General features: G+C 42.1%; 17 protein-coding genes. 12 read left to right on the top strand and 5 right to left on the bottom strand.

Annotated elements, in window-relative coordinates; genetic code table 11:
* Positions 1 to 32 precede the first annotated feature (32 nt).
* The 4 genes from aphA to IQ209_RS11170 all read left to right on the top strand — a co-directional run bounded on the left by aphA (position 33) and on the right by IQ209_RS11170 (position 4,285).
* Positions 33 to 746, top strand: a complete 714-nt coding sequence (gene aphA, locus IQ209_RS11185; RefSeq protein WP_193851374.1) for an acid phosphatase AphA — start codon at positions 33 to 35, stop codon at positions 744 to 746.
* A 257-nt stretch (positions 747 to 1,003) separates the two neighbouring features.
* The gene (gene ldtD / locus IQ209_RS11180) at positions 1,004 to 2,722 is read left to right on the top strand and encodes a L,D-transpeptidase (RefSeq protein WP_193851373.1); all 1,719 of its coding nucleotides are present in this window, start codon (positions 1,004 to 1,006) and stop codon (positions 2,720 to 2,722) included.
* A gap of 336 nt (positions 2,723 to 3,058) precedes the next feature.
* Positions 3,059 to 3,607, top strand: a complete 549-nt coding sequence (locus IQ209_RS11175) for a YcbK family protein (protein ID WP_193851372.1) — start codon at positions 3,059 to 3,061, stop codon at positions 3,605 to 3,607.
* Between the two features lie 45 nt (positions 3,608 to 3,652).
* Positions 3,653 to 4,285 carry an MBL fold metallo-hydrolase gene (locus IQ209_RS11170; RefSeq protein ID WP_193851371.1) on the top strand — a complete coding sequence of 211 codons (633 nt, stop codon included), beginning with the start codon at positions 3,653 to 3,655 and terminating at the stop codon, positions 4,283 to 4,285.
* 87 nt (positions 4,286 to 4,372) lie between these two features.
* On the opposite strand, the gene IQ209_RS11165 is transcribed toward IQ209_RS11170, so the two are convergent.
* The 4 genes from IQ209_RS11165 to pncB form a co-directional block, all read right to left on the bottom strand.
* On the bottom strand, positions 4,373 to 5,563 hold the full coding sequence (locus IQ209_RS11165) for an amino acid aminotransferase (RefSeq protein WP_193851370.1): 1,191 nt from the start codon (positions 5,561 to 5,563) through the stop codon (positions 4,373 to 4,375).
* 241 nt (positions 5,564 to 5,804) lie between these two features.
* Complete coding sequence (locus tag IQ209_RS11160) at positions 5,805 to 6,929, bottom strand: porin (RefSeq protein WP_193851369.1); 1,125 nt, start codon at positions 6,927 to 6,929, stop codon at positions 5,805 to 5,807.
* A 1,501-nt stretch (positions 6,930 to 8,430) separates the two neighbouring features.
* Positions 8,431 to 9,831, bottom strand: coding sequence for an asparagine--tRNA ligase (gene asnS / locus IQ209_RS11155; RefSeq protein ID WP_193851368.1), 1,401 nt, complete (start codon positions 9,829 to 9,831; stop codon positions 8,431 to 8,433).
* 220 nt (positions 9,832 to 10,051) lie between these two features.
* The gene (pncB, locus tag IQ209_RS11150; protein ID WP_193851367.1) at positions 10,052 to 11,266 is read right to left on the bottom strand and encodes a nicotinate phosphoribosyltransferase; all 1,215 of its coding nucleotides are present in this window, start codon (positions 11,264 to 11,266) and stop codon (positions 10,052 to 10,054) included.
* Positions 11,267 to 11,592: 326 nt separating this feature from the next.
* On the opposite strand from pncB, the gene pepN reads away from it, so the two are divergent.
* The 3 genes from pepN to IQ209_RS11135 all read left to right on the top strand — a co-directional run bounded on the left by pepN (position 11,593) and on the right by IQ209_RS11135 (position 16,185).
* The gene (gene pepN / locus IQ209_RS11145; RefSeq protein WP_193851366.1) at positions 11,593 to 14,211 is read left to right on the top strand and encodes an aminopeptidase N; all 2,619 of its coding nucleotides are present in this window, start codon (positions 11,593 to 11,595) and stop codon (positions 14,209 to 14,211) included.
* 252 nt (positions 14,212 to 14,463) lie between these two features.
* Positions 14,464 to 15,474, top strand: coding sequence for a quinone-dependent dihydroorotate dehydrogenase (gene pyrD / locus IQ209_RS11140; RefSeq protein WP_193851365.1), 1,011 nt, complete (start codon positions 14,464 to 14,466; stop codon positions 15,472 to 15,474).
* Between the two features lie 159 nt (positions 15,475 to 15,633).
* Positions 15,634 to 16,185: a cell division protein ZapC gene (locus tag IQ209_RS11135; RefSeq protein ID WP_193851364.1), complete on the top strand. Its 552-nt coding sequence runs from the start codon at positions 15,634 to 15,636 to the stop codon at positions 16,183 to 16,185.
* A 231-nt stretch (positions 16,186 to 16,416) separates the two neighbouring features.
* On the opposite strand, the gene IQ209_RS11130 is transcribed toward IQ209_RS11135, so the two are convergent.
* The gene (locus tag IQ209_RS11130) at positions 16,417 to 17,529 is read right to left on the bottom strand and encodes a YcbX family protein (protein ID WP_193851363.1); all 1,113 of its coding nucleotides are present in this window, start codon (positions 17,527 to 17,529) and stop codon (positions 16,417 to 16,419) included.
* 137 nt (positions 17,530 to 17,666) lie between these two features.
* Here IQ209_RS11130 and rlmKL point away from each other — a divergent pair, with 137 nt between their 5' ends.
* Genes rlmKL through pqiC form a run of 5 tightly spaced genes read left to right on the top strand, consistent with a single transcriptional unit; the run spans position 17,667 to position 25,291 of the window.
* Positions 17,667 to 19,802 (top strand): bifunctional 23S rRNA (guanine(2069)-N(7))-methyltransferase RlmK/23S rRNA (guanine(2445)-N(2))-methyltransferase RlmL, encoded by a 2,136-nt coding sequence (gene rlmKL, locus IQ209_RS11125; RefSeq protein WP_193851389.1) that lies wholly within the window; start codon positions 17,667 to 17,669, stop codon positions 19,800 to 19,802.
* Positions 19,803 to 19,806: 4 nt separating this feature from the next.
* Complete coding sequence (locus IQ209_RS11120) at positions 19,807 to 21,717, top strand: ABC transporter ATP-binding protein (RefSeq protein ID WP_193851362.1); 1,911 nt, start codon at positions 19,807 to 19,809, stop codon at positions 21,715 to 21,717.
* A 49-nt stretch (positions 21,718 to 21,766) separates the two neighbouring features.
* Entirely contained in the window at positions 21,767 to 23,035 is a 1,269-nt protein-coding gene (gene pqiA, locus IQ209_RS11115; protein ID WP_193851361.1) for a membrane integrity-associated transporter subunit PqiA, read from the top strand.
* Between the two features lies 1 nt (position 23,036).
* Positions 23,037 to 24,686, top strand: a complete 1,650-nt coding sequence (gene pqiB, locus IQ209_RS11110; RefSeq protein ID WP_370588415.1) for an intermembrane transport protein PqiB — start codon at positions 23,037 to 23,039, stop codon at positions 24,684 to 24,686.
* On the top strand, positions 24,686 to 25,291 hold the full coding sequence (gene pqiC / locus IQ209_RS11105) for a membrane integrity-associated transporter subunit PqiC (protein WP_193851359.1): 606 nt from the start codon (positions 24,686 to 24,688) through the stop codon (positions 25,289 to 25,291). Before pqiB ends, pqiC begins: the two co-directional genes overlap by 1 nt.
* Positions 25,292 to 25,376 lie beyond the last annotated feature (85 nt).

The raw sequence follows: 25,376 nt of genomic DNA, 5'->3' as shown, positions 1-25,376 counted from the left end.
CCGTTACTACTAATGTCAAAAAAGGAACAACGATGCATAAAGTTACCCTGATATTTAGTGCAATTGTGCTTGCTTTTGGTTTGAACAGCATGGCACAAGCAAAAATATTTATGCCTGAGCAAGTTAATTCAGGCGTTTCTGCGGCAGATTTGGCTCAACGTCATGCGGTACACTGGGTATCCGTAGAACAAATCAAGCGAAGTCTGCAAAACCAACCAGCAATGGCGGTAGGTTTTGATATTGATGATACCGTACTGTTTTCAAGTCCAGGTTTTTATCGTGGTAAATCGGAGTACTCGCCTAATGACAATAGTTATCTGAAAAATCCGGCATTTTGGGAAAAAATGAATAATGAATGGGATAAATTTAGTATGCCAAAAAAGATTGGTATTGAATTGGTTCAGATGCATTTGAAGCGAGGTGATGATATTTATTTCATTACAGCCCGGACAAAAACTAAGACAGAAGCGGTGACCAAATACTTACAGGAAGACTTACATATTCCAGCCGATAAAATGAATACCGTTATTTTTGCGGGTGATGAACCAGGTAAAAATAACAAAATCAGTTGGATGAAAGAGCACAACTTGAAGATTTATTATGGCGATGCAGATACTGATATTGCCGCTGCTCGTGCACTGAATATCCGTGGTATTCGTATCTTGAGAGCATCAAACTCTTCTTATCAGCCCTTACCTAAAGCGGGTCGGTTTGGAGAAGAAGTCGTCATTAATTCTGAGTATTAACCTTAAAATTCAACACAATATACTCTGATTAAAGGCACTAAAGGTGCCTTTTTCTTTTTTTAAGCCATAATAATTTAAATTATTATGAAGAATATTTTATTTTTCCTGGTAAGAGAAAATGTGCTTGGGTAAGCTCCCTGTCTTAAGTGGTAATTATGTATATAATTATCAGTATCCTTTTCTGATAAAATAGGTCTGTTGATAATTATAATAAGTCATTGGATAGCTGCATACATAATAAGGTGAGGTGGGCTCTTATGGTGAAGAACACGGTCAGGTTACTGAAAGTTTCTTTTATCTGTAGCACATTGGCGGTATCAGAAGGAACTTTTGCAAATCAACAAAATGGACTGTCATCAAGTGGTATGCAACAACTACCTACAGAGCCAAAAAAAGCAGGTTCTGTTATTTTAACGGATAAGACAGTTCCTATTTCTCCGGTAAATTCTATTGATGAAAATCGTAAACAGTTACAAAATTGGTTGCCACAACAAGTAAAACCGATATTTCTTGAACGTTTGGCAAATTTATATGCTAACAATAAAATGCAACCATTATGGTCAGATAAAAAAGCTATTAAGCAATTTGAAGATCAATTAGTTGAAATGTCGCTAGCGGGTTTTCAACCTCAATTTGAAAAATGGCTGATACAACTTCATTCTCCTGAATTAAGTGAAATAGGACGTGATGTCATCTTGTCTGATGCTATGTTAGGTTATCTCCATTTTATTAGTAATGTGGATAAAAAAGGGAGTTCATGGTTATATAGTCAATCTCCTTATAAGATTGAATTACCCCAGTCCCATTTAATTAATACATGGCAACAGCATATCAATAGCAATAGTACTTTTTCTTATATTACGAGTTTATCACCGAATCATCCTCTGTATGAAAATATGCGTAAGGAGATGTTGGCACAATTATCTGATCAACGGCCGTGGACTGAGTTTTCATTTAAAGGAACTTTAAGGCCAGGGCAAAGTAGTGAAAGTGTTATTGCATTAAGGAAAATATTTTCTCGTTCAAGGATATTGGATTTATCTGCTGCCAAATCCGATAATAAGGTTTACGGTAAGGAATTAACAGCGGCTGTAAAGCGTTTTCAAGCTCTGCACGGATTGTCAGCCGATGGGGTTATCGGTAAATCCACTAAAGCATGGTTAAATACGACCCCACAAACCCGTGCCCGTATTATGGCCTTGAATATCCAACGATTACGGATTATTCCCGCAGATGTTCCTACAGGTATTTTAGTTAATATTCCTAATTACTCACTTTTCTATTATTTAGATGGCAAAGAGGTATTGAGCTCTAAAGTCGTTGTTGGACGTCCCAGCCGAAAAACACCTATCATGAGTAGTGAATTAAATAATGTGGTGATCAATCCTCCGTGGAATGTACCCACCAGCATGACTCGAAAAGATATTGCACCAAGGGCAATGCGTGACTCAAGTTATTTTCGTACGCGTGGTTATACGGTATTTTCCAGTTGGAGCAATGACGCCAAAGTTATCGATCCCTCATCGATTAATTGGGGAATAATAACACCGAGTAATTTCCCTTATCGTATTAGACAAGCACCTGGCCCAGCTAATTCATTGGGGCGTTTTAAATTCAATATGCCAAATTCAGAAGCCATTTATTTGCATGATACACCTAATCAGGCTTCTTTCAGCCGAGAAATGCGGGCGGTTAGTTCTGGTTGCGTGCGTGTCAATAAAGCACCTGAGTTGGCCAATATGCTATTGGGCGATGCAGGTTGGAATAAAGCCAAGGTTAATAGTTCATTGAAAACATGGTCAACAAAATATGTCAATATTCCCAAAAAAATTCCTGTGTTTCTCTATTACCAAACAGCGTGGATTGATGAGGGAGGGAAACCACAATACCGAGATGATATCTATGATTACGATATGAATGCAAAGCAGCATTCAGAGTCACTTTACAAGATCTTGGTGGCAAGAAATGATTTATAATTTCTTCCGTTACTAATAAACTTAAAGAAATCAAATTGGTGTTGATATCTATATTGTAAACAGAGAAGGGAATAATGTTTCTTCTCTGTTATCTTTTATTACTCATTATTTTAAAAGTGTTTTTTTACTATGGCTTGTTTTAATGAGCTGTTTTGTTATTGATTATGACTTTAATTATGTTAAGTAGATCACAATAATAAGGTGATGAATTTACAGTAAAATACAAAAACACTTGAAACTATTTTTTATTTTCCGATGTCTTATTAGTCGATTAAGTTGAGTTATAAATTCATTTAGACAGTATTAATACATTAAAGAATAGCAGGGCAATTATCCATGAATAACATTGACCACAATCGCCGAAAGTGGCTCGGTATAAGTGTGGCCGCATTGGGATTAAGTTTATTACCTCAATCGGTTTTGGCTGCATTGACAACGCCACATCCTCGAATTTTACGTTTTGATAACCTGCATACAGGGGAAACACTCAAAGCCGAATTCTTTGATGGTCATCGGTATAATAAGTCAGAATTAGCTCGCCTGAATTATTTATTCCGCGATTTTAGGCAAAATAAGGTTAAAGCTATTGACCCGAAATTATTTGATCAAATTTATTTATTGCAAATGCTGATGGGAATAAATAAACCTGTTCAATTAGTTTCGGGTTATCGTTCTCTGGCAACAAATAATATGTTGCGCCATGCCAGTGGTGGCGTGGCAAAACACAGTTATCATACCCGTGGACAAGCTATGGATTTCCACATTGATGGTGTTCAGCTCATATATATTCGTAAGGCAGCATTGAAAATGCGGGCTGGGGGAGTAGGGTTTTATCCAAAGAGTCATTTTATTCATATTGATACAGGCCCGGTCAGGACGTGGTAATCTTATTACCAACAATGAATCTTGATTGTGGAGTGAAACAATATAATGAAATACCACATTATCCCCGTTACGATGGCGATGCAAAATTGTACATTGCTTTGGTGTGAAGAAACTCAGGAAGCGGCGATTGTTGATCCTGGTGGTAATGCTGAACAACTTATCGCTGAAATAGAGCATCGTGGGCTGAAAATTACCCAAATTTTGCTGACACATGGTCATTATGATCATGTAGGTGCTACTGTCGAAGTCGCTAAGCATTTTGATGTGCCTGTTTACGGGCCACATAAGGGAGATGCTTTTTGGATAGAAGGCTTGGAAATTCAGTGCCAAATGTTTGGTGTTGAACCATGCCCCTCTTTTACGCCAGATCGTTGGCTTGATGACGGGGATACACTAAAAATTGGCAGTATTGAGTTATCCGTTTTGCACTGTCCGGGGCATACACCGGGGCATATTATCCTTGCTAACCACACCGATAAAATCATCTCAATGGGAGATGTATTGTTTAAGGGCAGCATTGGCCGCACTGATTTTCCGGGCGGAAGCTATGATGAATTGATTCAATCTATTAAGGAAAAAGTATTGCCATTGGGGGACGAGTATCAATTCATATCCGGTCACGGTCCAATGTCAACTTTAGGACATGAGCGGAAAACCAATCCATTCTTACAGGATTAAGCGCAAACGTTTTTCTTGCCGTAACGTAAGAAATGTGAAACAGATAAAAGCCGCTTTGTCAGCGGCTTTTGAGAAACTTAGATGAGATTAAAGTACTGCAACGATAGCTTCACACAGCGGAACCATATTCTCCAGTGTCAGACCCGCTATGTTGATACGGCCAGAGCTAACCGCGTAAATACCATACTCTTCACGCAGGCGATCAACTTGTTCTTTAGTCAATCCACTGAATGAGAACATACCATTTTGAGCGCTAATAAAGCTAAAGTCTTGCTTCGCGCCTTTTTCTTGCAAGGTATTCACAAACAGTTGGCGCATACGCTGAATGCGTTCACGCATGGTTGCCAATTCCTGAATCCATTCGGCTTTCAGATCATCATTGGACAGAATGGTTGTCACAACGGAAGCTCCGTGCGCCGGTGGGTTAGAGTAATTGGTACGCACAATGGATTTTGCTTGGCTGAATGCTTTTTCTGCGGTATCGCTGTCTGTTGCAACGATGGTGCAGGCACCAACACGCTCATTGTACAACCCAAAGTTTTTGGAATAAGAGCTGGCAACGATTAGCTCATTGTGGTTTCTGGTAAAGATGCGTAGACCTTCTGCATCTTCATCCAATCCTTTGGCAAAGCCTTGGTAAGCAAAGTCGAATACGGGCAGCCAGCCATTTGCCGCAGATAAGTCTGCCAGTTTCTGCCATTGTTCAGCGATTGGGTCGATACCCGTTGGATTATGGCAGCAACCATGCAGCAGTACGACATCGCCGGCTTGTGCTTCAGACAAACTTGCCAACATACCTTCGAAATCTAAGGCATGACTTTCTGCATCGTAATAGTTGTATTCGCGGATCTCCAAGCCAGCACTGGAGAAAACGCCTTTGTGGTTTGGCCAGGTTGGGTTGCTGATCCAGACACGTTTTGCATTGGTCTGCTTAGCAATAAAGTCAGCGGCAATACGTAGTGCGCCGGTTCCACCTGGGCTTTGTATAGTACGGGCGCGTTTGTCAGTGACGATAGGGCTGCTTTTGCCGAAAAGCAGTTCCTGAGTGACGCGGCCAAATTCAGGTAATCCACTAATAGCCAGATAATTTTTGGTCGTTTCGTTTTCCAGCAGGAACTTCTCTGCTTTTTTAACAGTAGTCAGAACAGGGGTTTTACCCGTTTCGTCTTTGTAGACGCCGATACCCAGGTTAATTTTATTTTCACGGGGATCGGTTTTAAAGCTATCCGCTAAACCAAGAATCGGGTCGGCAGGCGCTGCTGTGATTTTTTCAAACATTTTTTTGATTCCAAGACTCGGAGAGTTAAGCCCAAAATAAGCGATACGCTGCTCAGGGTAACCTTAAGAAATCTATTTGCCAACTACTTGTAGCAAAAAGAATAAAATCTTGTGAAGTAGTTTACGGAGTGAAAAAAAGAGCCTGAAAAAACAGAGAGGTAAAATGTAAAAAGCAGCGCCGGAGCGCTGCTTTTTTGAGATAGACTGATTAGTTTTTCGCTAAACAGTGTATCAACAGTAATTAGAACTGATAAGTCAGGCCAACACCGAATACGTTGCGAGCGTTTGTATCGCCCTTTTCGTTTTTGTCCAACAGGTTGATTTTGTAATCAACGTAGGTAGACAGGTTTTTGTTAAAGTAGTAGTAAGTACCTACAGAAACGTATTTAACCAGATCTGCATTGAAACCTTTTTTACCGTCGTTACGTTCCAGATCTTTACCTTTGGATTGAACGTAAGCCAGAGATGGTTTCAGACCGAAATCAGAGAACAGGTATTGTGCAACCAATTCGATGTTCTGAGTTTTATTAGCGATACCGTCAAATGGAGTCACTACACCACGGTATTCATGGCCACCTACGCCTTTAGTCATGTTACGGGTTTCGCCGTACATTGCTGCCAGGTATACGTTGTTAGCATCGTATTTAGCACCGATGTTCCATGCTTCAGCGCGTTCACCGTGAGCAGCAGTTTTAACCCAGTCACCGTTTGCACGAGTAGAATTAGCGTAAGAAGCACCAACAGTGATACCGTAACCCACGTTATACGTAGTAGCTAAACCGTAGCCATCGCCATTTGCTGTAGCGCCGCTACGACTATTTTTGGTGCGCTCGCTGTTTTGACCTTGGTATTGCAGAGCAAAGTTCAGGCCATCAACCAGACCGAAGAAGTCGGTGTTACGGTAAGTCAACAGACCAGTAGCACGGCCAGTCATGTAGTTATCAGTTTTGGACATGGAGTCGCCACCGAAGATTGGCAGTACGTCAGTCCATGCGTTAACGTCATAGTTTACGCCGTAGTTGCGGCCGTAATCCAGTGAACCGTAGTTAGCGAATTTCAAACCAGCGAAAGCTAAACGAGTAGCAGTATCTGCACCATCAGCTTCTGCACCTTTAGCCTTCAGGTTGTATTCCCAACGACCAAAACCAGTCAGTTGGTCAGAGATCTGCGTTTCACCTTTGATGCCGATACGAGCATAAGAATCGTCGCCATCTTCGCTGCTTCTTTTATCAGCGATTTGGTGACGAACGTCTACTTTACCGTAAAAATCCAGTTTGTTGCCGTCTTTATTAAAAATTTCAGCTGCGTTTGCTGTACCAGCAGCCAGCAGAGCTGGAATTACCACTGCAAGAATATTGCGTTTCATTATTATTACCCTCATTGGTGTTATCTAGACACCTGCCACTGCCAGAAATAGAACACTAAAAAATTTTGGAACTATTTGTGGGTATCGAGTGTCTTATTAGTCGGCGATCAGTGTTCCATTGGTAATGAATTTTATCTACCCTCAAAATGCTACAAAAGCACAGAATCAGTAACAAAGTGAAAATAGATGTTTCGAAATGTAAATTTCAGGGAACTTTTTTAGTGTGCTTTTCGCCATAAAATAAAAAAAGCCAACTTTCGCTGGCTTTTTACTACAGCAAAAATAAAGAATTTTCGCTGTTGATGTCCACATCTTGACCACACTCCGAACAAGCCCCATTTGAATGTGGCTTTATTTTTATTTCTTAATCTTATGAATTGATACTGAAAAACCACGTTAATTGATAAATAGAAAACACCTAAATATCAATGAATTTGGTAAGTGAGGTCATTTTTGCTTAAATACAAAATTATAACTCTAATTCATCAGTTACTATTTAGCTTAGGGTGTTGTTTTGAATCTATAAAGTAAGAAAAAGTTAAAATATTCTAACTATAATACCCCGGTGCGGCTAAGGTGTTTATACGCAACGAATTACTGCCGCTGCAAAGCAAGATGCAACAGTTGAATAACCGTCTTAGGGAAGAGGTAAGCCGAAGCGCACCAATACTGACGCTAAGATCCTCGAGATTGATGCGGGGTATAGGAAATTTATACAAGTAAAATCTATTACGTTTTTTGTTAGCTTGAACTACATTTATTCATAATTATTCGTAATGTTTTAAGGTGATATTATGCTTAGAGCAGAAGATGACAACGAATTTTCTAATGAATTTATGAAAAGCGAAATGAATAGACATCAAAGATTTTGGTCTCCTGTTAATAGAAATGAGATATCTTATAGTCCGGTGACTAGTGGCAGCATTAGGTACCCACGATTAAGACTTCACTTTATCGGTACTCAGCTAGACGAGCTAACCTGCTGTACTGGCCCCACTCCCACTGAGGAAACAATATTATATTCTATTTATAATACGCATCCTTATCTTGCCGGATGGCGTAGTCGGTATCCTCTGAATTTTGCAATGAGTTATCAAGATCGGTATTACGATCAAATAAGAGACGCCATTGAGAGTGTCCGCGATTATTGGACACCCCTATAAGTTTCTCAATGTGGATAGTATTCACTCGAAAATTGGCGCCCTCCGCTTACACTCAACGCTAGTTTGTCAAAGCGCAGAATTTCAATTTATCGGGATATCATCTGGACAAATTGTTATTAAATGCCGGCTACGTCCATGACGCGGTGATTGCTGAGACACAAAAATATCAGATCCGGCTGTTTTGCTCTGAAAATTCAAACCGGCAGAACTCCCGCAAAATTTACCCTAAATCATTATTTATCTGTGAAGTTGAGCAAGGCTTACTGAAAAGCTGTAAAAGCCAGCAAAAGCTGGCTTTTCATGGAATTGATTTTTAGCTTATTTATTGAGCTAATTCATTAAAAACTTGCGTTTCTTGGTGTCCGTGGGAATGGGATAACATCACGAACGTTGGATACGCCAGTAACATAAGCGACCAGACGTTCGAAGCCCAAACCGAAACCAGCATGAGGAACGGTGCCGTAACGGCGCAGATCACGATACCACCAGTAATCTTCTTTATTCAGCCCCATTTCTTCCATACGTTGATCCAACCTATCCAGACGCTCTTCACGCTGGGAACCACCGATGATTTCACCGATGCCTGGAGCTAACACATCCATTGCTGCAACAGTTTTACCATCGTCATTCATGCGCATATAGAAGGCTTTAATGTCTTTTGGATAGTTTTTCATGATCACTGGCGCGTTGAAATGTTTTTCTGCCAGATAACGCTCATGCTCTGATGCCAAATCCACACCCCAGAAAACAGGGTTTTCAAATTCCTGACCACAATTTTCCAGAATTTCTATCGCATCGGTGTAGTCCAATTGAACGAAATCTGAATCAACAAATTTTTCCAGACGAGTGATAACTTCGCTGTCAACGCGTTCTGCAAAGAAAGCCAGATCATCAGCACGCTCTTCTAATGCAGCCTTGAAAACATATTTCAGCATGTCTTCAGAGAGTCTGGCGATATCATTCAGATCGGCAAAAGCCACTTCTGGTTCAACCATCCAAAATTCTGCCAAATGACGGCTGGTATTGGAGTTTTCTGCACGGAAAGTGGGTCCGAAGGTATAGATTTTGCTCAATGCACAAGCATAAGCTTCGCCATTTAACTGACCGGATACAGTAAGGAAAGCTTCACGGCCGAAGAAATCTTGGCTGAAATCCACTTCGCCTTTATCTGTGCGTGGCAAGTTTTGCAAATCCAAAGTGGAAACGCGGAACATTTCGCCAGCGCCTTCTGTATCTGATGCGGTGATCAACGGCGAGGATACCCAGAAGAAGCCTTTTTCATGGAAGAAACGATGCAGGGCCTGGGCCAGTGTATGGCGAACACGGGCAACGGCGCCGATCAAATTGGTGCGTGGGCGAAGATGAGCCACTTCACGCAGATATTCAATACTGTGGCGTTTAGCCGCCATTGGGTAAGTATCCGGATCATCAACCATGCCAACAACAACAACTTTAGTGGCCTGCAATTCAAAATCCTGACCTTTTCCTTGCGATTCCACCGCTGTACCGGTGATTTCGACAGAACAGCCCGTGGTTAAATGTAATATTTCATCCTGATAATTAGGTAAATTATTATTAACGACGGCCTGTAATGGATTAAAGCAGGAACCGTCATAGACGGCGAGGAACGAGATACCAGCTTTAGAATCTCTCCTTGTACGTATCCAACCGCGAACGGTGACTTCGTTGCCAACCGGAACCCGGCCTTGCAGTACATCGACTACAGGCGCTACGCTCATAAATTTCTCTCTTTTGTATATAGTGGATTAATAACTAGATAGATTTACCAAATACTCCCTTAATCAGGGAGCAGATCGTCTATCTTACTTGTCATCTCTCAGGAAACAAGAGGAAATTGCGGGTCTTAATAGGGAAACAGAGGGAAAAGTTGTTTTTTATTTGCGTAACCAACATGAAGTCGGTTACGCAAAAGATAATTAGACAGATTATGCCGTTTTTCTATACCGCTTTCTCTATATAGGGAATGTCGAACGCCCTACGTAACCTGTTGACAAACTCATCATCTTCACAGATGGTTTTTCCGGGGCTATCCGAAAGTTTTGCCACGGGTTTACCATTGCATTCGACCAATTTAATAACAATATTCAGTGGCTTTATGCCCGGAATATTACAAGTCAGTCGTGTGCCAATGCCGAAAACAACATTAATTCTCTTATGGAAATGGTGATATAGCGCCAGTGCTTTTTGCAGATCCAAACTGTCAGAAAACACCAATGTTTTCGTCATTGGATTGATACCCAACGATTGGTAATGTGCTATGGCTTTTTCACCCCATTCAATAGGATCACCTGAGTCATGACGCAGGCCCTGGTAAGCTGTTGCTAATGGTTTGTCAAAATCCCGCAGAAAAGCATCCATAGTAATACAGTCAGTCAGGGCAATACCTAACTGGTTTGGATACTCATTCAGCCAGGTTTGCAGTGCTGCTCTTTGGCTATTGGCAAGTTCCGGGCTAATTTGTTGGTGGGCCTGAAACCATTCATGGGCTTGTGTACCGAGAGGCGGAAGATCAAGCTGTTCTGCCAGTTGATAATTACTACTTCCAATCAAATAAGGAAAGCTATTTTTCAGCTCATTGATAATGGCATATTGCACTGCGTGTGAAAAACGACGGCGAGTACCAAAATCCATTAATTTAAAACCGGATAGATCGATATTTTTTTCCGCAGCGTCTTTGTAAAACAGTTCTATCAGTTTTCTCAGCTGAATAACGGCATCTTCCGGCGTTATTTCAGGTGAGTGATGACGATGAACCAATTCGCTGATCAGGGCAAGCAGAGGCACTTCCCACAAGATAACTTCGTGCCATAAACCGGAAATGCGGATGGCTAATTGCCCTTCATGGGTAACAGAAACTTCGACTTGTTTGGGATTAAAGCGGAATGTTTTGCACCAGTTCAGGTAGTCCTCTTTGAAGAACGGCAGGCGAGAAAGATAATCGACTTCGTGTTCTGTCAATGCTAAGTCTGCCATCATGTCAATTTGATGACGTAATGGCTCGGCGTATTTTCCGAGCAGTTCATCACCACGGCAACGAAATTCTGCAACAACAGGAATATTGTTGTAATGGTGGTACACTGCTTGTTGCATGTGAAACTTATAGGCATCAGTATCAAGCAGTGATTTGATAATCGGGGTAGCGTCTAAAGTCATGGCGCGTCAGGCATCCTCGCGGAGCATATTCGTGTCAGCTAAATCGATAAAGTCGGGAGAGTATACCGTGATTATTGGGTTATTGAAGCCATATCGCTACATATATTTTCCCGAGTCTAAAGATTAAGGTTAATCCGTTTATAGATAATATCATGTTAAATGAGATATGAGATGACAATTAGCACGAAAGTACTAATATGCTGACCACATCATTTATACTTTTATTTAATAAGTTATTAACATCTAAAAAAAGAGACTTATTGATTGAAAGGATGATTTCTCTATGGCAGCGTTTATGTTTTTAAAAATAATGGAAAAGGTTCCCTATGACACAACAGCGACTCGTTAAACACCGTCTGGATTATAAAGCACCAGATTACACAATTACCAATATTGATCTTGATTTTGATCTGGATGCTGAAAAAACAACGGTGACGGCAATCAGTCAGGTAAAACGTCAGGCTAATGACATTACCCCACTGGTTTTGGATGGCGAAAATCTCACGTTAAAAGGCATCTATGTCGATGATAAAGCGTGGGAGCATTATCAGGAACAGGATGGAAAGCTGCTGATTGAACAACTTCCTGTCCAGTTTACCCTGAAAATTGTGAATGAAATTCACCCGGCCGCAAATACAGCCCTTGAGGGACTGTATGTGTCTGGTGATGCCTTGTGTACTCAGTGTGAGGCAGAGGGATTCCGTCACATCACGTATTATTTGGATCGCCCAGATGTTCTGGCTTGTTTTACTACTCGCATTACTGCGGATAAATCCAAATACCCATTCTTGCTTTCCAATGGTAACCGTATTGAACAAGGGGAGCTGGAAGATGGGCGTCATTGGATAAAATGGCAGGACCCGTTCCCAAAACCTGCTTACTTGTTCGCATTAGTTGCGGGGGATTTTGATGTCCTGCGTGACACGTTTGTGACCCGCAGTGGCCGTAAGGTAGCACTGGAGCTGTTTGTTGATCGGGGCAACCTGGATCGTGCTGACTGGGCCATGACATCGTTAAAAAACTCGATGAAATGGGATGAAACCCGCTTTGGTTTGGAGTATGACCTTGATATCTACATGATTGTCGCGGTTGATTTTTTCAATATGGGGGCGATGGAGAACAAGGGATTAAACATCTTCAATTCTAAATATGTCCTGGCAAAAACAGAAACAGCGACTGACGAAGACTATCTTGCCATTGAAGCTGTGATCGGACATGAATATTTCCATAACTGGACCGGAAACCGCATTACCTGTCGTGACTGGTTCCAGTTAAGCCTGAAAGAAGGGCTGACAGTATTCCGTGATCAGGAATTCAGTTCTGATCTGGGTTCACGTTCGGTTAACCGTATCAAGAATGTGCGTGTTATGCGTTCTGCACAATTTGCCGAAGATGCTGGCCCTATGGCTCATCCTATCCGTCCTGATCAGGTGATGGAAATGAATAACTTCTATACGTTGACCGTCTATGAAAAAGGCGCGGAAGTGATTCGGATGATCCACACTTTATTGGGTGAAGAACAATTTCAGGCGGGTATGCAGCTTTATATCCATCGCCATGATGGTAGCGCGGCTACCTGTGATGATTTTGTGCAGGCGATGGAAGATGCTTCAAACGTCGATTTGACACTCTTCCGCCGTTGGTATAGCCAATCAGGGACACCTGTACTGACTGTCCATGATGAATACGACGCAGAAAAGCAGCAATATATTTTGCATGTCAGTCAAATGACATCACCAACGGCAGATCAGAAAGAAAAACAACCGCTGCACATTCCTCTGGATATTGAACTTTATGATGAACAAGGAAGAGTGATCCCGCTACGTCGTCATGGTCAGCCTGTGCATCATGTTTTGAATGTTATTAATGCAGAACAATCATTTGTCTTTGATGAAGTTCCATCACGGCCTGTTCCTTCTTTATTGCGTGAGTTTTCTGCACCCGTGAAATTGGATTATCCATACAGTGATGAGCAGCTTTCATACTTGATGAAACATGCGCGTAATGAGTTCTCTCGTTGGGATGCAGCGCAGGCATTGCTAACCAACTATGTGAAACTGAATATTGCCCGTCACCAAAAATCCTTGCCACTGGAATTACCAATGCATGTCATTGATGCTTTCCGTGCAGTATTGTTGGATAAAGATATCGATCCGGCTCTGGCTGCATTGATCCTGACCTTGCCGTCTGAAAATGAAATAGCAGAGCTGTTTACGGTGGTAGATCCGAAAGCTATCCATGATGTCATTCGTGCTATGACAAAAGCATTGGCCAATGAAATGGCAGATGAATTCTCTGCGGTTTATCACAGCCTCCAGACAGGCGTATACCGTGTAGAGCATCAGGATATTGCAAAACGTGATTTGCGTAATACCTGCCTCTACTATCTGGCCTTTATTGATACTAAAGAGTTGGCCGATAAATTAGTGGCGACACAATATTATCACGCTGATAATATGACTGACAGTATCGCTGCTTTATCTGCGGCTGTATCTGCTGAATTGCCTTGCAGTTATCAATTAATGGATGAATTTGATAAGCAATGGCATCAGAATGGCTTGGTTATGGATAAATGGTTCAGGCTGCAAGCCACCAATCCGGCCTTCGATGTGCTTGAGAAAGTGCGTGACTTGATGAAACATCGTTCTTTCAGCTTGAGCAATCCAAACCGTGTTTATTCACTGCTGAGAATATTCTTTAGCAAAAATGCCGTGGCTTTCCATGCTGAAGATGGTAGTGGTTATCAATTCTTGGTGGAAGTGCTAACCGAACTGAATAGCCTAAATCCGCAAGTAGCATCACATTTGATTGATCCATTGATTCGTTTGAAACGTTACGATGAGAAACGTCAGGCTTTGATGCGTGCGGCATTGGAACAGTTGAAGGGGATAGAAAACTTATCTGGTGACCTGTTCGAAAAGATTACCAAGGCGCTTGAAAGTTAATATGTAACATATCCTTCGGTTATTGTCGGAGATGAGATCGCTAACAAACCTCGTTGTTGTTTTAAACGGGGTTTGTTTTTACCTGCTTATATAGAGAGGGCTTTTTTGTTTATTCATATAATGGTAAATTAACGCTCTCTTCCAGTTATAACGACGCAGCAATTATATATGTATGAGATTGCATATAATTCAAAATGTATCACTAACAATTCTCACGTAAAAACAATTACAAAGAACAATAGGTTAATTTAAATGTATTATTCTCTAGTACGGAAGGCATTGTTCCAGCTTGATCCTGAACAGGCACATGAACTGACTTTCCGCCAACTCAAACGTGTTGCTGGTACTCCTTTCGAATTTCTTATCCGCCAGTCAGTTGCCACTAAACCCGTTACTTGTATGGGCTTGTCCTTCAAAAATCCACTGGGTTTAGCCGCAGGTCTTGATAAAAACGGTGATTGCATTGATGCATTTGGAGCAATGGGTTTTGGGTTTGTTGAAGTTGGTACAGTAACACCGCGCCCGCAAGCTGGAAATGATAAGCCAAGATTATTCCGGGTGGTTGAAGCGGAAGGGATCATCAACCGGATGGGGTTTAATAACCTTGGGGTAGATAATCTGGTTGAGAATGTTAAGCGCGCAAAATATGACGGGATTATCGGGATCAATATCGGCAAAAATAAAGATACTCCGGTCGAAAATGGAAAAGATGATTATTTAATTTGCATGGATAAAGTTTATCCTCATGCAGGTTATATCACTATCAATATTTCTTCTCCTAATACGCCTGGCTTGAGGACATTACAGTACGGCGATGCACTGGATGATCTCTTATCTGCGATTAAAAATAAGCAAAGTGAACTTCAGCAAAAATTTCAAAAGTATGTTCCTGTTGCTGTTAAAATCTCTCCCGATCTTTCAGAGGAAGAATTAATAAAAATTGCTGATAGTTTAATGCGTCATCATATTGATGGCGTTATTGCAACAAATACCACATTGGATAGAAAGATTATCGAAGGTTTGAATCACTGTCAGCAGGCAGGGGGATTGAGTGGACGCCCTGTGCAATTGCGTAGCACAGAGATTATCCGCCGCCTTTCGCAAGAATTAAAAGGTGAAATACCGATTATTGGTGTCGGTGGAATTGATTCACTTGTTGCAGCCAGGGAAAAAATAGAAGCAGGTGCTTCATTAATTCAGATATATTCCGGTTTTATCTATAAAGGACCAAAACTCATTAAAGATATTGTTAATCATATCTGAATATTTGCTGCAATTTGGGGGTAGGGGTTTATTTCTGCCCTCAACTCGTCTATATTTTGTCTTATAGATTAGATTTTATCATTTATTTTTTAACTGTTTATTTCACTGGCAAAGCTTATTTTAACCAAAAAAGCTATTTTGAGCATAAAAGGGTAATCAATGAAAATTAGACCTGATGATCAGTGGCGCTGGTATTTTGATCCTGAGCATAGCCGTATCATGCTCGATCTCGCTAATGGCATGGTTTTTCGTTCCCGTTTCCCTGTCAGGATGTTGACTGATTACGCCGTTACAATGGAAGAAATGTCATTCTCAGTCGATGATGCCGCGTTTTTTTATACCTTTGAAGAGCATTTACGTCGCATCAATATGGCTCCTGCGTTTAGCGCTGAATTAGCTTTGAACGGGGTGGTGGCGTTACGTTTTATGAAACCACAAATGCCTAAGAGCTGGTATTTTTCCCATTTTTCTTTGGTAGAGAAACCAGAACACGGCGAAATTATTCAGCTTAAATTACAGGATAGCGGTATTGAAGCGCTATTTATGGTCGCAGAAGTGGGTGATAATGCCAGCTTGTGTTTATTGGCACAGCAAAAGTTAGAGATGCACGATCGAGTCATGAATTTTTGTGATCCCATTAAGGTCATGAATGATCGCATCATCCCCTATGTCGAGCCAATTCAATCATCAATATATGATAGGGCAATTTAGTGCCATTAGGCCGTTATGTCCTTAATATTATTAACCTAAATAAATTACTTCTATCAGCATTATTGAACGCCCTTTATCATTCACATTCAGATATATTTATCACATCAATCAATGGCATGTTTTTTCCATAATATATTGCCTGCTTAAAAGCTCAGTAATAAAAATCAGCCAGCCAGCTTACTTATACTGCCTGATTTAAATACAAATGCTATCGTTATATATTATTAATGTTTATCTTAGTTCGATGACTAAATCATTTTGAGGTATACAGCCACATGCCAGAATTTTTCCATTATCCTTAATGGCGGTCGATTTTAGCGGCAATACATCCCCTTTAATCAGGGCTATCTTACAGGAGCCACAAATTCCGGCACGACATGAATAGGGAATTTGAATACCTTGATCTTCGAGTTGTTCTAAAATAATTTGCTGATTATTGCCAATAAAACGTTGTCCATTGAATTCAATAGCAACGGACTGTTGAACCCCTTCTTTTATAGACAAATCGGTTGCTTGTTCACCACTACCATATTCGCGCGGCGTTCTCTTTTCCAAAATGGTGACACGATCCCCAACTCGAATAATACCGCTATTACGGGCAATGGCATTCTGCCCAAAATCAACCGCACCATTTTCTTTATCTGTTCTGAAAGACTGTAGGGTAGCCAGTGGCTCACTTTGCGGATTTTTGCGGCCTTTTTCTGGGCTGACTGTTGTCAAAATACAGCGACTGCACGGTTTTGGCAGATCGAAAACAATATCGCCGATTTGGATGGTTTGCCAGCGATCTTCTTCAAAAGGGGTTGCACCTGTGACAATGATATTGGCACGGAATTGCTCTAATTTAATACTGGCAGGACAGCGTTGTTGCAAGGCATGAAAAGAGGCTTCATTGATAATTAAATAGGGAAAACCATCTGCAAATGATAAAGAAATATCGGGGAATTTCTTGACCCGTCGTGTTAGTTCCTCACTGAGCCAGCGTAATTGTACAGGTTTATCAAAAAAGTCACTGAGCCAACTATTCACCCTTTCAGGTGCGACTAACGCGGTAAAATGATTTCCCCAAACTTCAGTGGGGAGACGCTCCTCTTTAAAATCATCGTAAAGTACAGTGGCGCTTTCTCCGTTTGGTGCCTGCAAGTACAGACCGTTATGGAGCATAGTTGGAGTAAATAGCAGCATCTGTGGATATTGGCGGGCAGTAATAAAAGTACCATCTGTTGTGGTGATCATAAAATTGCGATCAAACATCAGGCCACTTTCATTGACGAGAGAATGAGAGAGTTGTAATCCACGCATGGATTTGACGGGGTAGGTATAGAGGCGCGACAGCGTTAACATCCATTATCTCCCAAATATTTTTATCTTTGCCAAAGCATTTTATCTTTATTGTGTCAGCAACTTTAGGACATGTCGAAGGTATTGGCTATAATGTGCCACAATTTTTTTGGTGGTGAACTTTTGTGATGATTAATAAGATGAACTCTCTCTTTGCCAGCACGGCACGTGGACTGGAAGAACTGTTAAAGAACGAACTGGAAATCCTGGGAGCGCAATCCTGTAGGATTGCCCAAGGTGGGGTTCATTTTCAGGGCGATGATCGGATGATGTATAAAAGTTTGCTGTGGAGCAGACTAGCATCCCGTATCATGATGCCGCTTAACGAATTTAACGTTTATAGTGATTTGGATCTGTATCTTGGTGTCCAGTCCATTGACTGGAGCGAGATTTTCTCAGTTGATAGTACGTTCTCTGTACATTTTAGCGGCACGAATGAGGAGATCAGAAATACACAATATGGCGCATTGAAAGTAAAAGACGCTATTGTCGATAGTTTTATGCGCAAAATAAAACAACGTCCTGATGTTGCTAAACAACAGCCTGATGTCCGTATCCATGTTTTCCTGAATAAAGAGAAAGCAACTGTATCACTCGATTTGAGTGGTGATAGCCTGCATATCCGTGGCTACCGTGATCTGACTGGACAGGCACCACTGAAAGAGAACCTTGCCGCCGCGATTATTTTACGTTCTGGCTGGCAGGCAGGAACGCCAATGGTTGATCCAATGTGTGGCTCAGGAACGTTGCTAATCGAAGCGGCTATGATGGCAGCAGATTGCGCCCCCGGTTTGCATCGTCAGTATTGGGGATTCACATCATGGTTGCAATTCAATGAAACAATCTGGCGTGAAGTGACTACAGAAGCACAGGTCCGTTTCCGTAAGGGGTTACAGGAAACGACTTCCCGTTTTTTTGGAACGGATATTGATCGCCGTGTAATGGATATGGCACGTTCAAATGCACGTAGGGCAGGGGTATCCCAATTGATCCAGTTCCAGCAGGGAGATGCCAGCAAACTGGAAAACCCCTTATCGGAAGGGCCAGAGGGAACGGTATTAAGCAACCCGCCTTATGGAGAACGTCTTGAAAGCGAACCTGCACTGATCGCGCTGCACAGTGTATTTGGTCGCGTGATGAAAGCCCGCTTCCCTGGCTGGCGTTTATCACTGTTCAGTGCTTCGCCAGAATTGTTGGGTTGTTTGCAATTACGCGCAGAGCGTGAGTTTAAGGCTAAAAACGGCCCTCTGGATTGTATCCAAAAGAATTATGTCATCCAGAAAAATGAACAGCTAGCGGATAAACCTCAGTCATTGGATATCGGTATCGCTGAGGATTATGCTAACCGTTTGCGTAAAAATGAAAAAAAAATCAGCAAATGGGCCAAGCAGCAAGGTATTGATTGCTACCGTTTATATGATGCAGATTTACCTGAATACAATGTTGCTGTTGATCGCTATGCCGATAAAATCATTGTGCAAGAATACGCTCCGCCGAAATCTGTGGATGCCAATAAAGCCCGTCAACGCCTGTTTGATGTGATCAGTGCAACAATGAATGTGCTTGGCTTATCATCCAACCAACTGATCTTGAAAACTCGCCAACGTCAGAAAGGTAAAAGTCAGTATGAAAAAATGGCTGAGAAGCAAGAATTCTTTTTGGTCAACGAATATGGTGCAAAATTCTGGGTTAATCTGACCGATTATTTGGATACGGGGTTATTCCTTGATCACCGTATTGCCCGCAAAAAATTGGGTGAAATGAGTCGGGGCAAAGATTTTCTTAACTTATTTGCCTATACCGGTTCGGCGACAGTTCATGCAGGATTGGGAGGGGCGCGTTCGACAACCACGGTAGATATGTCTCGTACTTATCTTGAATGGGCAGAGAAAAATTTACAAGCTAATGGTTTAACCGGGCGTCAACACCGTTTGATTCAGGCTGATTGCTTAGGATGGTTAGCTCAGGCCCGTGAACAATTCGATGTCATCTTTATTGATCCGCCAACATTCTCTAACTCCAAGCGAATGGAAAATACTTTTGACGTTCAGCGTGATCACATCGAATTAATGAAACAATTAAAACGTCTGTTACGTCCGGGGGGAACCTTAATGTTCTCCAATAATAAACGGGGTTTTAAAATGGATTTTGCCGAATTAGATAGAATCGGTCTGGTTGCAAACGAAATAACAGAAAAGACTTTATCTCAGGATTTTACCCGTAACCGTCAGATCCATAACTGCTGGTTACTGCATCACGTTGGCGAGGACAAATAACATTATGTCATTGATTAGTTTATCCGGTGCTTGGTTATCATTCAGTGATGCACCGCTGTTGGATAATGCTGAACTGCATATCGAAGAAAACGAAAGAGTCTGTTTGGTTGGGCGCAATGGTGCGGGAAAATCGACATTGTTGCGTGTGTTGGCAAAAGAACAACCCTTGGATGATGGTTTGGTTATTTATGAACAAGACCTGATTGTTGCGCGCTTACAGCAGGATCCTCCCCGTGATATAGAAGGTACGGTATTTGATTTTGTTGCGGAAGGGGTAAAAGAGCAGGCTGAATACATCAAAGCGTTCCATCATGTTTCGCGTTTGGTAGAAACCGATCCTAGCGAGAAAAATCTCAATCATCTGGCAGAGTTGCAGGAAGTGCTGGATATCCGTGGCCTATGGTCATTGGATAGTCGGATTAGCGACGTATTAAAACAACTCTCCTTGCCAGCAGAAGCGAAACTCTCTTCATTATCTGGTGGTTGGTTGCGTAAGGCGGCATTGGGCAGGGCACTGGTTTGCGCTCCCAAAGTGCTGTTTCTTGATGAACCAACCAACCATCTTGATATCAATACTATTGAATGGTTGGAGAATTTCCTGAAAGACTTCAATGGCAGCCTTGTATTCATTTCCCATGACCGCTCATTCATTCGCAACATGGCGACACGTATTGTTGATCTGGATCGCGGAAAGCTGGCCTCATGGCCGGGAAATTACGATAAATATCTTGAAGGAAAAGAAGAAGCGCTGCGGGTTGAAGAGTTGCAGAATGCCGAATTTGACAAAAAATTGGCGCAGGAAGAAGTTTGGATCCGCCAGGGTATTAAAGCACGGCGTACCCGTAATGAAGGTCGGGTAAGAGCATTGAAAGCATTACGTGTAGAACGTGCTGAACGCCGCAATGTTATGGGAACAGCGAGAATGCAGGTCGAAGAAGCGACGCGTTCCGGTAAGATTGTGTTTGAAATGGAAAATGTGAATTACCAGATTGGTGATAAAACATTGGTCAAAAATTTTTCCGCTCAAGTTCAACGTGGCGACAAAATTGCGTTAGTGGGGCCAAACGGCTGCGGTAAAACGACATTATTAAAATTAATGCTGGGCGATCTGTCAGCAGACAGTGGTCGCATTCATTGTGGGACTAAACTTGAAGTGGCTTACTTTGATCAGCATCGTGCCGCACTGGATCCTGATAAGACCGTTATGGATAACCTCGCTGAAGGTAAGCAGGAAGTCATGGTCAATGGACGTTCCCGTCATGTATTGGGTTATTTGCAGGATTTCCTTTTCCATCCCAAACGCGCGATGACCCCTGTACGAGCGTTGTCTGGTGGTGAGCGCAATCGCCTGTTGCTGGCTCGTCTATTCTTGAAACCAAGCAACTTGCTTATTCTTGATGAACCGACCAACGACCTTGATGTTGAAACATTGGAGTTACTTGAGGAACTCGTTGATAGCTATACCGGAACTGTGATTTTGGTCAGCCATGACCGCCAATTTGTTGATAACTCAGTCACTGAATGCTGGATTTTTGAAGGTAACGGTGAAATCAACAATTATGCGGGAGGATATTACGATGCCCAGCAGCAACAGGCACAAACCGTTTCCTTGCGTCAAGCTTCAGAGAAAAAGGTGAGTGCTGAAAACAAGGCGGTTAAGCCGAAACAATCACCTAAACGAACAAACAATAAGATAAGTTACCATTTACTGCGTGAATTGGAACAACTACCATTATTATTAGAGAAATTAGAAGAAGAGATCAATAAATTGCAATCTCAGGTCAGTGACTCGGAATTCTTCAATCAATCACATGAAATTACGCAAAATGTTCTGAATGAACTGGCAAATAAAGAACAAGAATTGGAAAAAGCGTTTGATCGCTGGCAGGAATTGGAAATGATGAAAAATGGATGATAGCTGCCGCATAAAAGAAACTTGTGGGTTTTGCTAAAGGAGAAACACTTTGTGTTCCAATAACCACCAGCATGGCAAGCTGGTTCTTTGTCCCCAGTGTGACATGCTGGTGGCTGTGCCTGATTTGGAACAAGGGAAAAAGGCGGTTTGTCCACGGTGTCATACGTTGCTGACAGCAAAATGGAGAGAGCCGCGTAATCAACCAACAGGCTATGCATTAAGCGCATTAATCATGCTTTTTCTCGCTTGCCTGTTTCCTTTTGTTAGCATGAGTGTGGCGGGGATTGTGAGTGAGATAAAGTTGACTCAGATCCCCAAGGTGATGTTCAACGAAGACTATTCCAGCATGGCTGCGCTTTTTTTGATCTTCGTTCAGCTTGTGCCGACATTTTGTATGGTTGCCATCATCATCTTATGTCAGAACGTCAAAATGGCGCGTCGCTTAAAAATAGAGTTGGCGCGCATTTTGTTTAAGATGAAAACATGGTGCATGGCAGAAATCTTCCTTGCGGGCGTGTTGGTCAGCTTTGTTAAACTTATGGCACATGGTGAAATCAGCATTGGCCTGAGTTTTTTCCCTTACTGCTTGTTTTGTCTGTTTCAGATCAGGGCATTTCAGTGTCTTGACAGGCATTGGTTTTGGAATGAAATTGCTCCGGCACCTAAAGTTTGCCACACCTTGCAGGCTGGAAAACCTGGCTTGGTGCAAGGTGTCAGGCTTTGCCAGAGTTGTACCGCCATCTTGCCCGCCCAACAATCTCAGTGCCCTCGATGCCATACAAAGGGGGACGCTCGCCGCCGTAATAGCCTTCAGTGCACAATGGCACTACTGATAACATCAGCCATACTTTATATTCCAGCGAATGTTTTACCTATCATGGTGACACAGGCACTGGGGCAGCAAATTAATTCCACCATTCTGGAAGGGATTATTTTGCTTTGGGGATCTGGCTCATATCCTGTTGCAATGGTTATTTTTATTGCCAGCATCATGATACCTTTATTGAAAATGCTGGCTATTGGTTGGTTATGCTGGGATGCAAAAAGTCAAACGAGCCATGATTCCGAAAAGATGCATTTTATTTATGAAATGGTGGAGTTTGTTGGGCGTTGGTCAATGATTGATGTATTCGTTATTGCCGTCCTATCTGCGTTGGTTCGTATGGGACAACTGATGAGTATTTATCCTGCCCTGGGAGCAGTCCTGTTTGCTCTGGTTGTTATTTTGACGATGTTTGCATCAATCATGTTCGATCCGCGTTTAACCTGGGACAAAGCCAATCGTAAATTTGAGCTACATAAGAATGAGGAGTTGTAAGGTGACGGATAAAGAAGAAGATCTGACTCAGGCCAGAATTCGTAAACTTAAGAGTTGGTCACCTGTATGGATCGTACCAATTATCACTGTGCTGATTGGGGCTTGGATACTGTTTTATCATTTCAGTCATCAGGGGCCAGAAGTCACATTGATTACTTCTAATGCTGAAGGTATTGAGGCCGGTAAAACTAAAATTAAAAGCCGCAGTGTTGACGTTGGTGTTGTCGAAAGTGTGTCTTTGAGCGAAAACTTGGGGCAAGTTATCATTAAAGCCCGTCTAAATGATGGAATGAGTCGCTTGCTACGCACAGATACAGCTTTCTGGGTTGTGAAACCTCAGATTGGCCGTGAAGGTGTTTCTGGTCTGAGTACATTACTGTCTGGTGTTTTTATCGAATTACAGCCCGGCACACAAGGCGAAGAGGAAGACCGCTTTTCATTGCTTGATGCTCCACCACTTGCTTCCCCTGATGCAAAGGGTATTCGTCTGATTCTGACCAGTGAAACAGCAGGACGATTAACTCCCGGAGATCCCGTGTTATTTCGGGGATATCGAGTGGGTTCAGTTGAGGCCGGTACTTTTGATCCGACATCCCGATTGGTTCGTTACCAAATTTTCGTTAAATCACCTTATGACGCTTTACTGACTACAAATGTCAGATTCTGGAAAGACAGTGGTGTCACATTTGATATGTCATCACAAGGTATACGGGTTGAAGTGGCTTCATTATCGACCTTGTTTGGGGGAGGCGTTAGTTTTGATGTACCAAAAGGTTGGGAACTGGGTAATTCAGTGAAGGAAAAAGAGGTCTTTAAACTCTACGATAACGAGAAAAGTATCCAAAACGCACTGTATACAGAACATACAGACTTTTTACTGTTTTTCTCTGATTCTGTGCGTGGCTTACAGCCGGGAGCGCCTGTCGAATTCCGTGGTATTCGAGTAGGAACGGTAGCAAGAGTGCCTTTTTATAGTGAAGATATTAAGCAGCGCATCGACAATGACTTCCGTATTCCTGTCTTGATTCATGTCGAGCCTGGTCGATTTGTGAAAGAGTTAGGTAATGGACTCAACACAGATAAAGAATTGAAGGAAACTATCGCCAGGGGATTGAGAGCGACCTTGAAACCAGGCAATTTACTCACAGGTGCGTTGTTTATTGATCTGGACTTTTTCACTAATGAGAAACCCTGGAAAGGCCCATATGAAATCGCGGGTTATAAGACTTTGCCTACAGTAAGTAGTGGCTTGGCGCAAATTCAACAAAAAGTTACCACGGTGCTGGATAAGATTAACAATATGCCGATTGAACCGGTGCTTGTTCAGGCAACGCAGACGCTTAAAGAAAGTCAAAAAGCAATCAAAATAGCGCAGAAAACAATGGATGAATTAAATCACGTTCTTGCGAGTAAGGAAGCACAGGAACTTCCTAAAGATATACAAAATACATTGCATGAGTTGAACCGTAGTATGCAGGGGATCCAGCCAGGCTCACCAGCTTATAGTAAGCTGATGGATAATATGCAACAGTTGGAGCAGGTATTACGTGAATTGCAACCTGTTTTGAAGACGCTCAATAACAAGAGTAATGCATTGGTATTTGAAGCCGAAGCGATAAAAGATCCTGAACCCAAAAAGGCGCCTGATTGATGAAAAAATTGATTTCAAAATTGGCATTTTTTATTTCCGCCAGTGTATTTATTGTTGGAAGTGGGCTTATTGCGGGATGCAGCGATAGCCAGCCACTAAAAACATATTATCAGTTACCTGCCCTGGCTAACCAGGTATCGCAGGAAGGCAAATTGGGGGCTAAACATGAACGGCAGTTGTGGATAAAAAAGGTTAACCTTTCTGACTACCTTGCTGCTCCAGGAATTGTCTATCAGACAGGGGAGGTGAGCTATATCAATGCATCGAACCATTTATGGGCTAGCCCATTGCAGCAACAGTTACAACAAGTATTGATTTCAGAACTGAGTGCCGCATTTCCACATCGTTTGGTTTCTCAGCAGGAATTAGAAAAAGGCGCAGACGCTCTGGATATCACAATAACGGCTTTTCATGGGCGCTATGATGGACAGGTATTAATTGAAGGCTATTGGCTATTGTCTAATCCAGGCAGAGTGATTAGGCGGCCATTCAGCCTTAAGTTGAAACAGGAAAAAGATGGCTACGCTGAATTAGTGCTTACTTTAGCTAAGGGTTACAGCCAGTTAGTCAAATCCATTGCCCGGCAACTCTCTTTGCAACATTAACCGAATATGCATAATCACTAAATAACGTTTCAAAATGATAGGAGTACTCCTTACCCCGCGCGCCGCGCGGGGTAAGGAACTCCAA

This window comes from Xenorhabdus sp. BG5 (assembly GCF_015163665.1).
Classification (GTDB): Bacteria; Pseudomonadota; Gammaproteobacteria; order Enterobacterales; family Enterobacteriaceae; genus Xenorhabdus.
The sequence above is the reverse complement of the archived record's forward strand: the minus strand, read 5'-3'. Positions and strand labels throughout refer to the sequence as shown.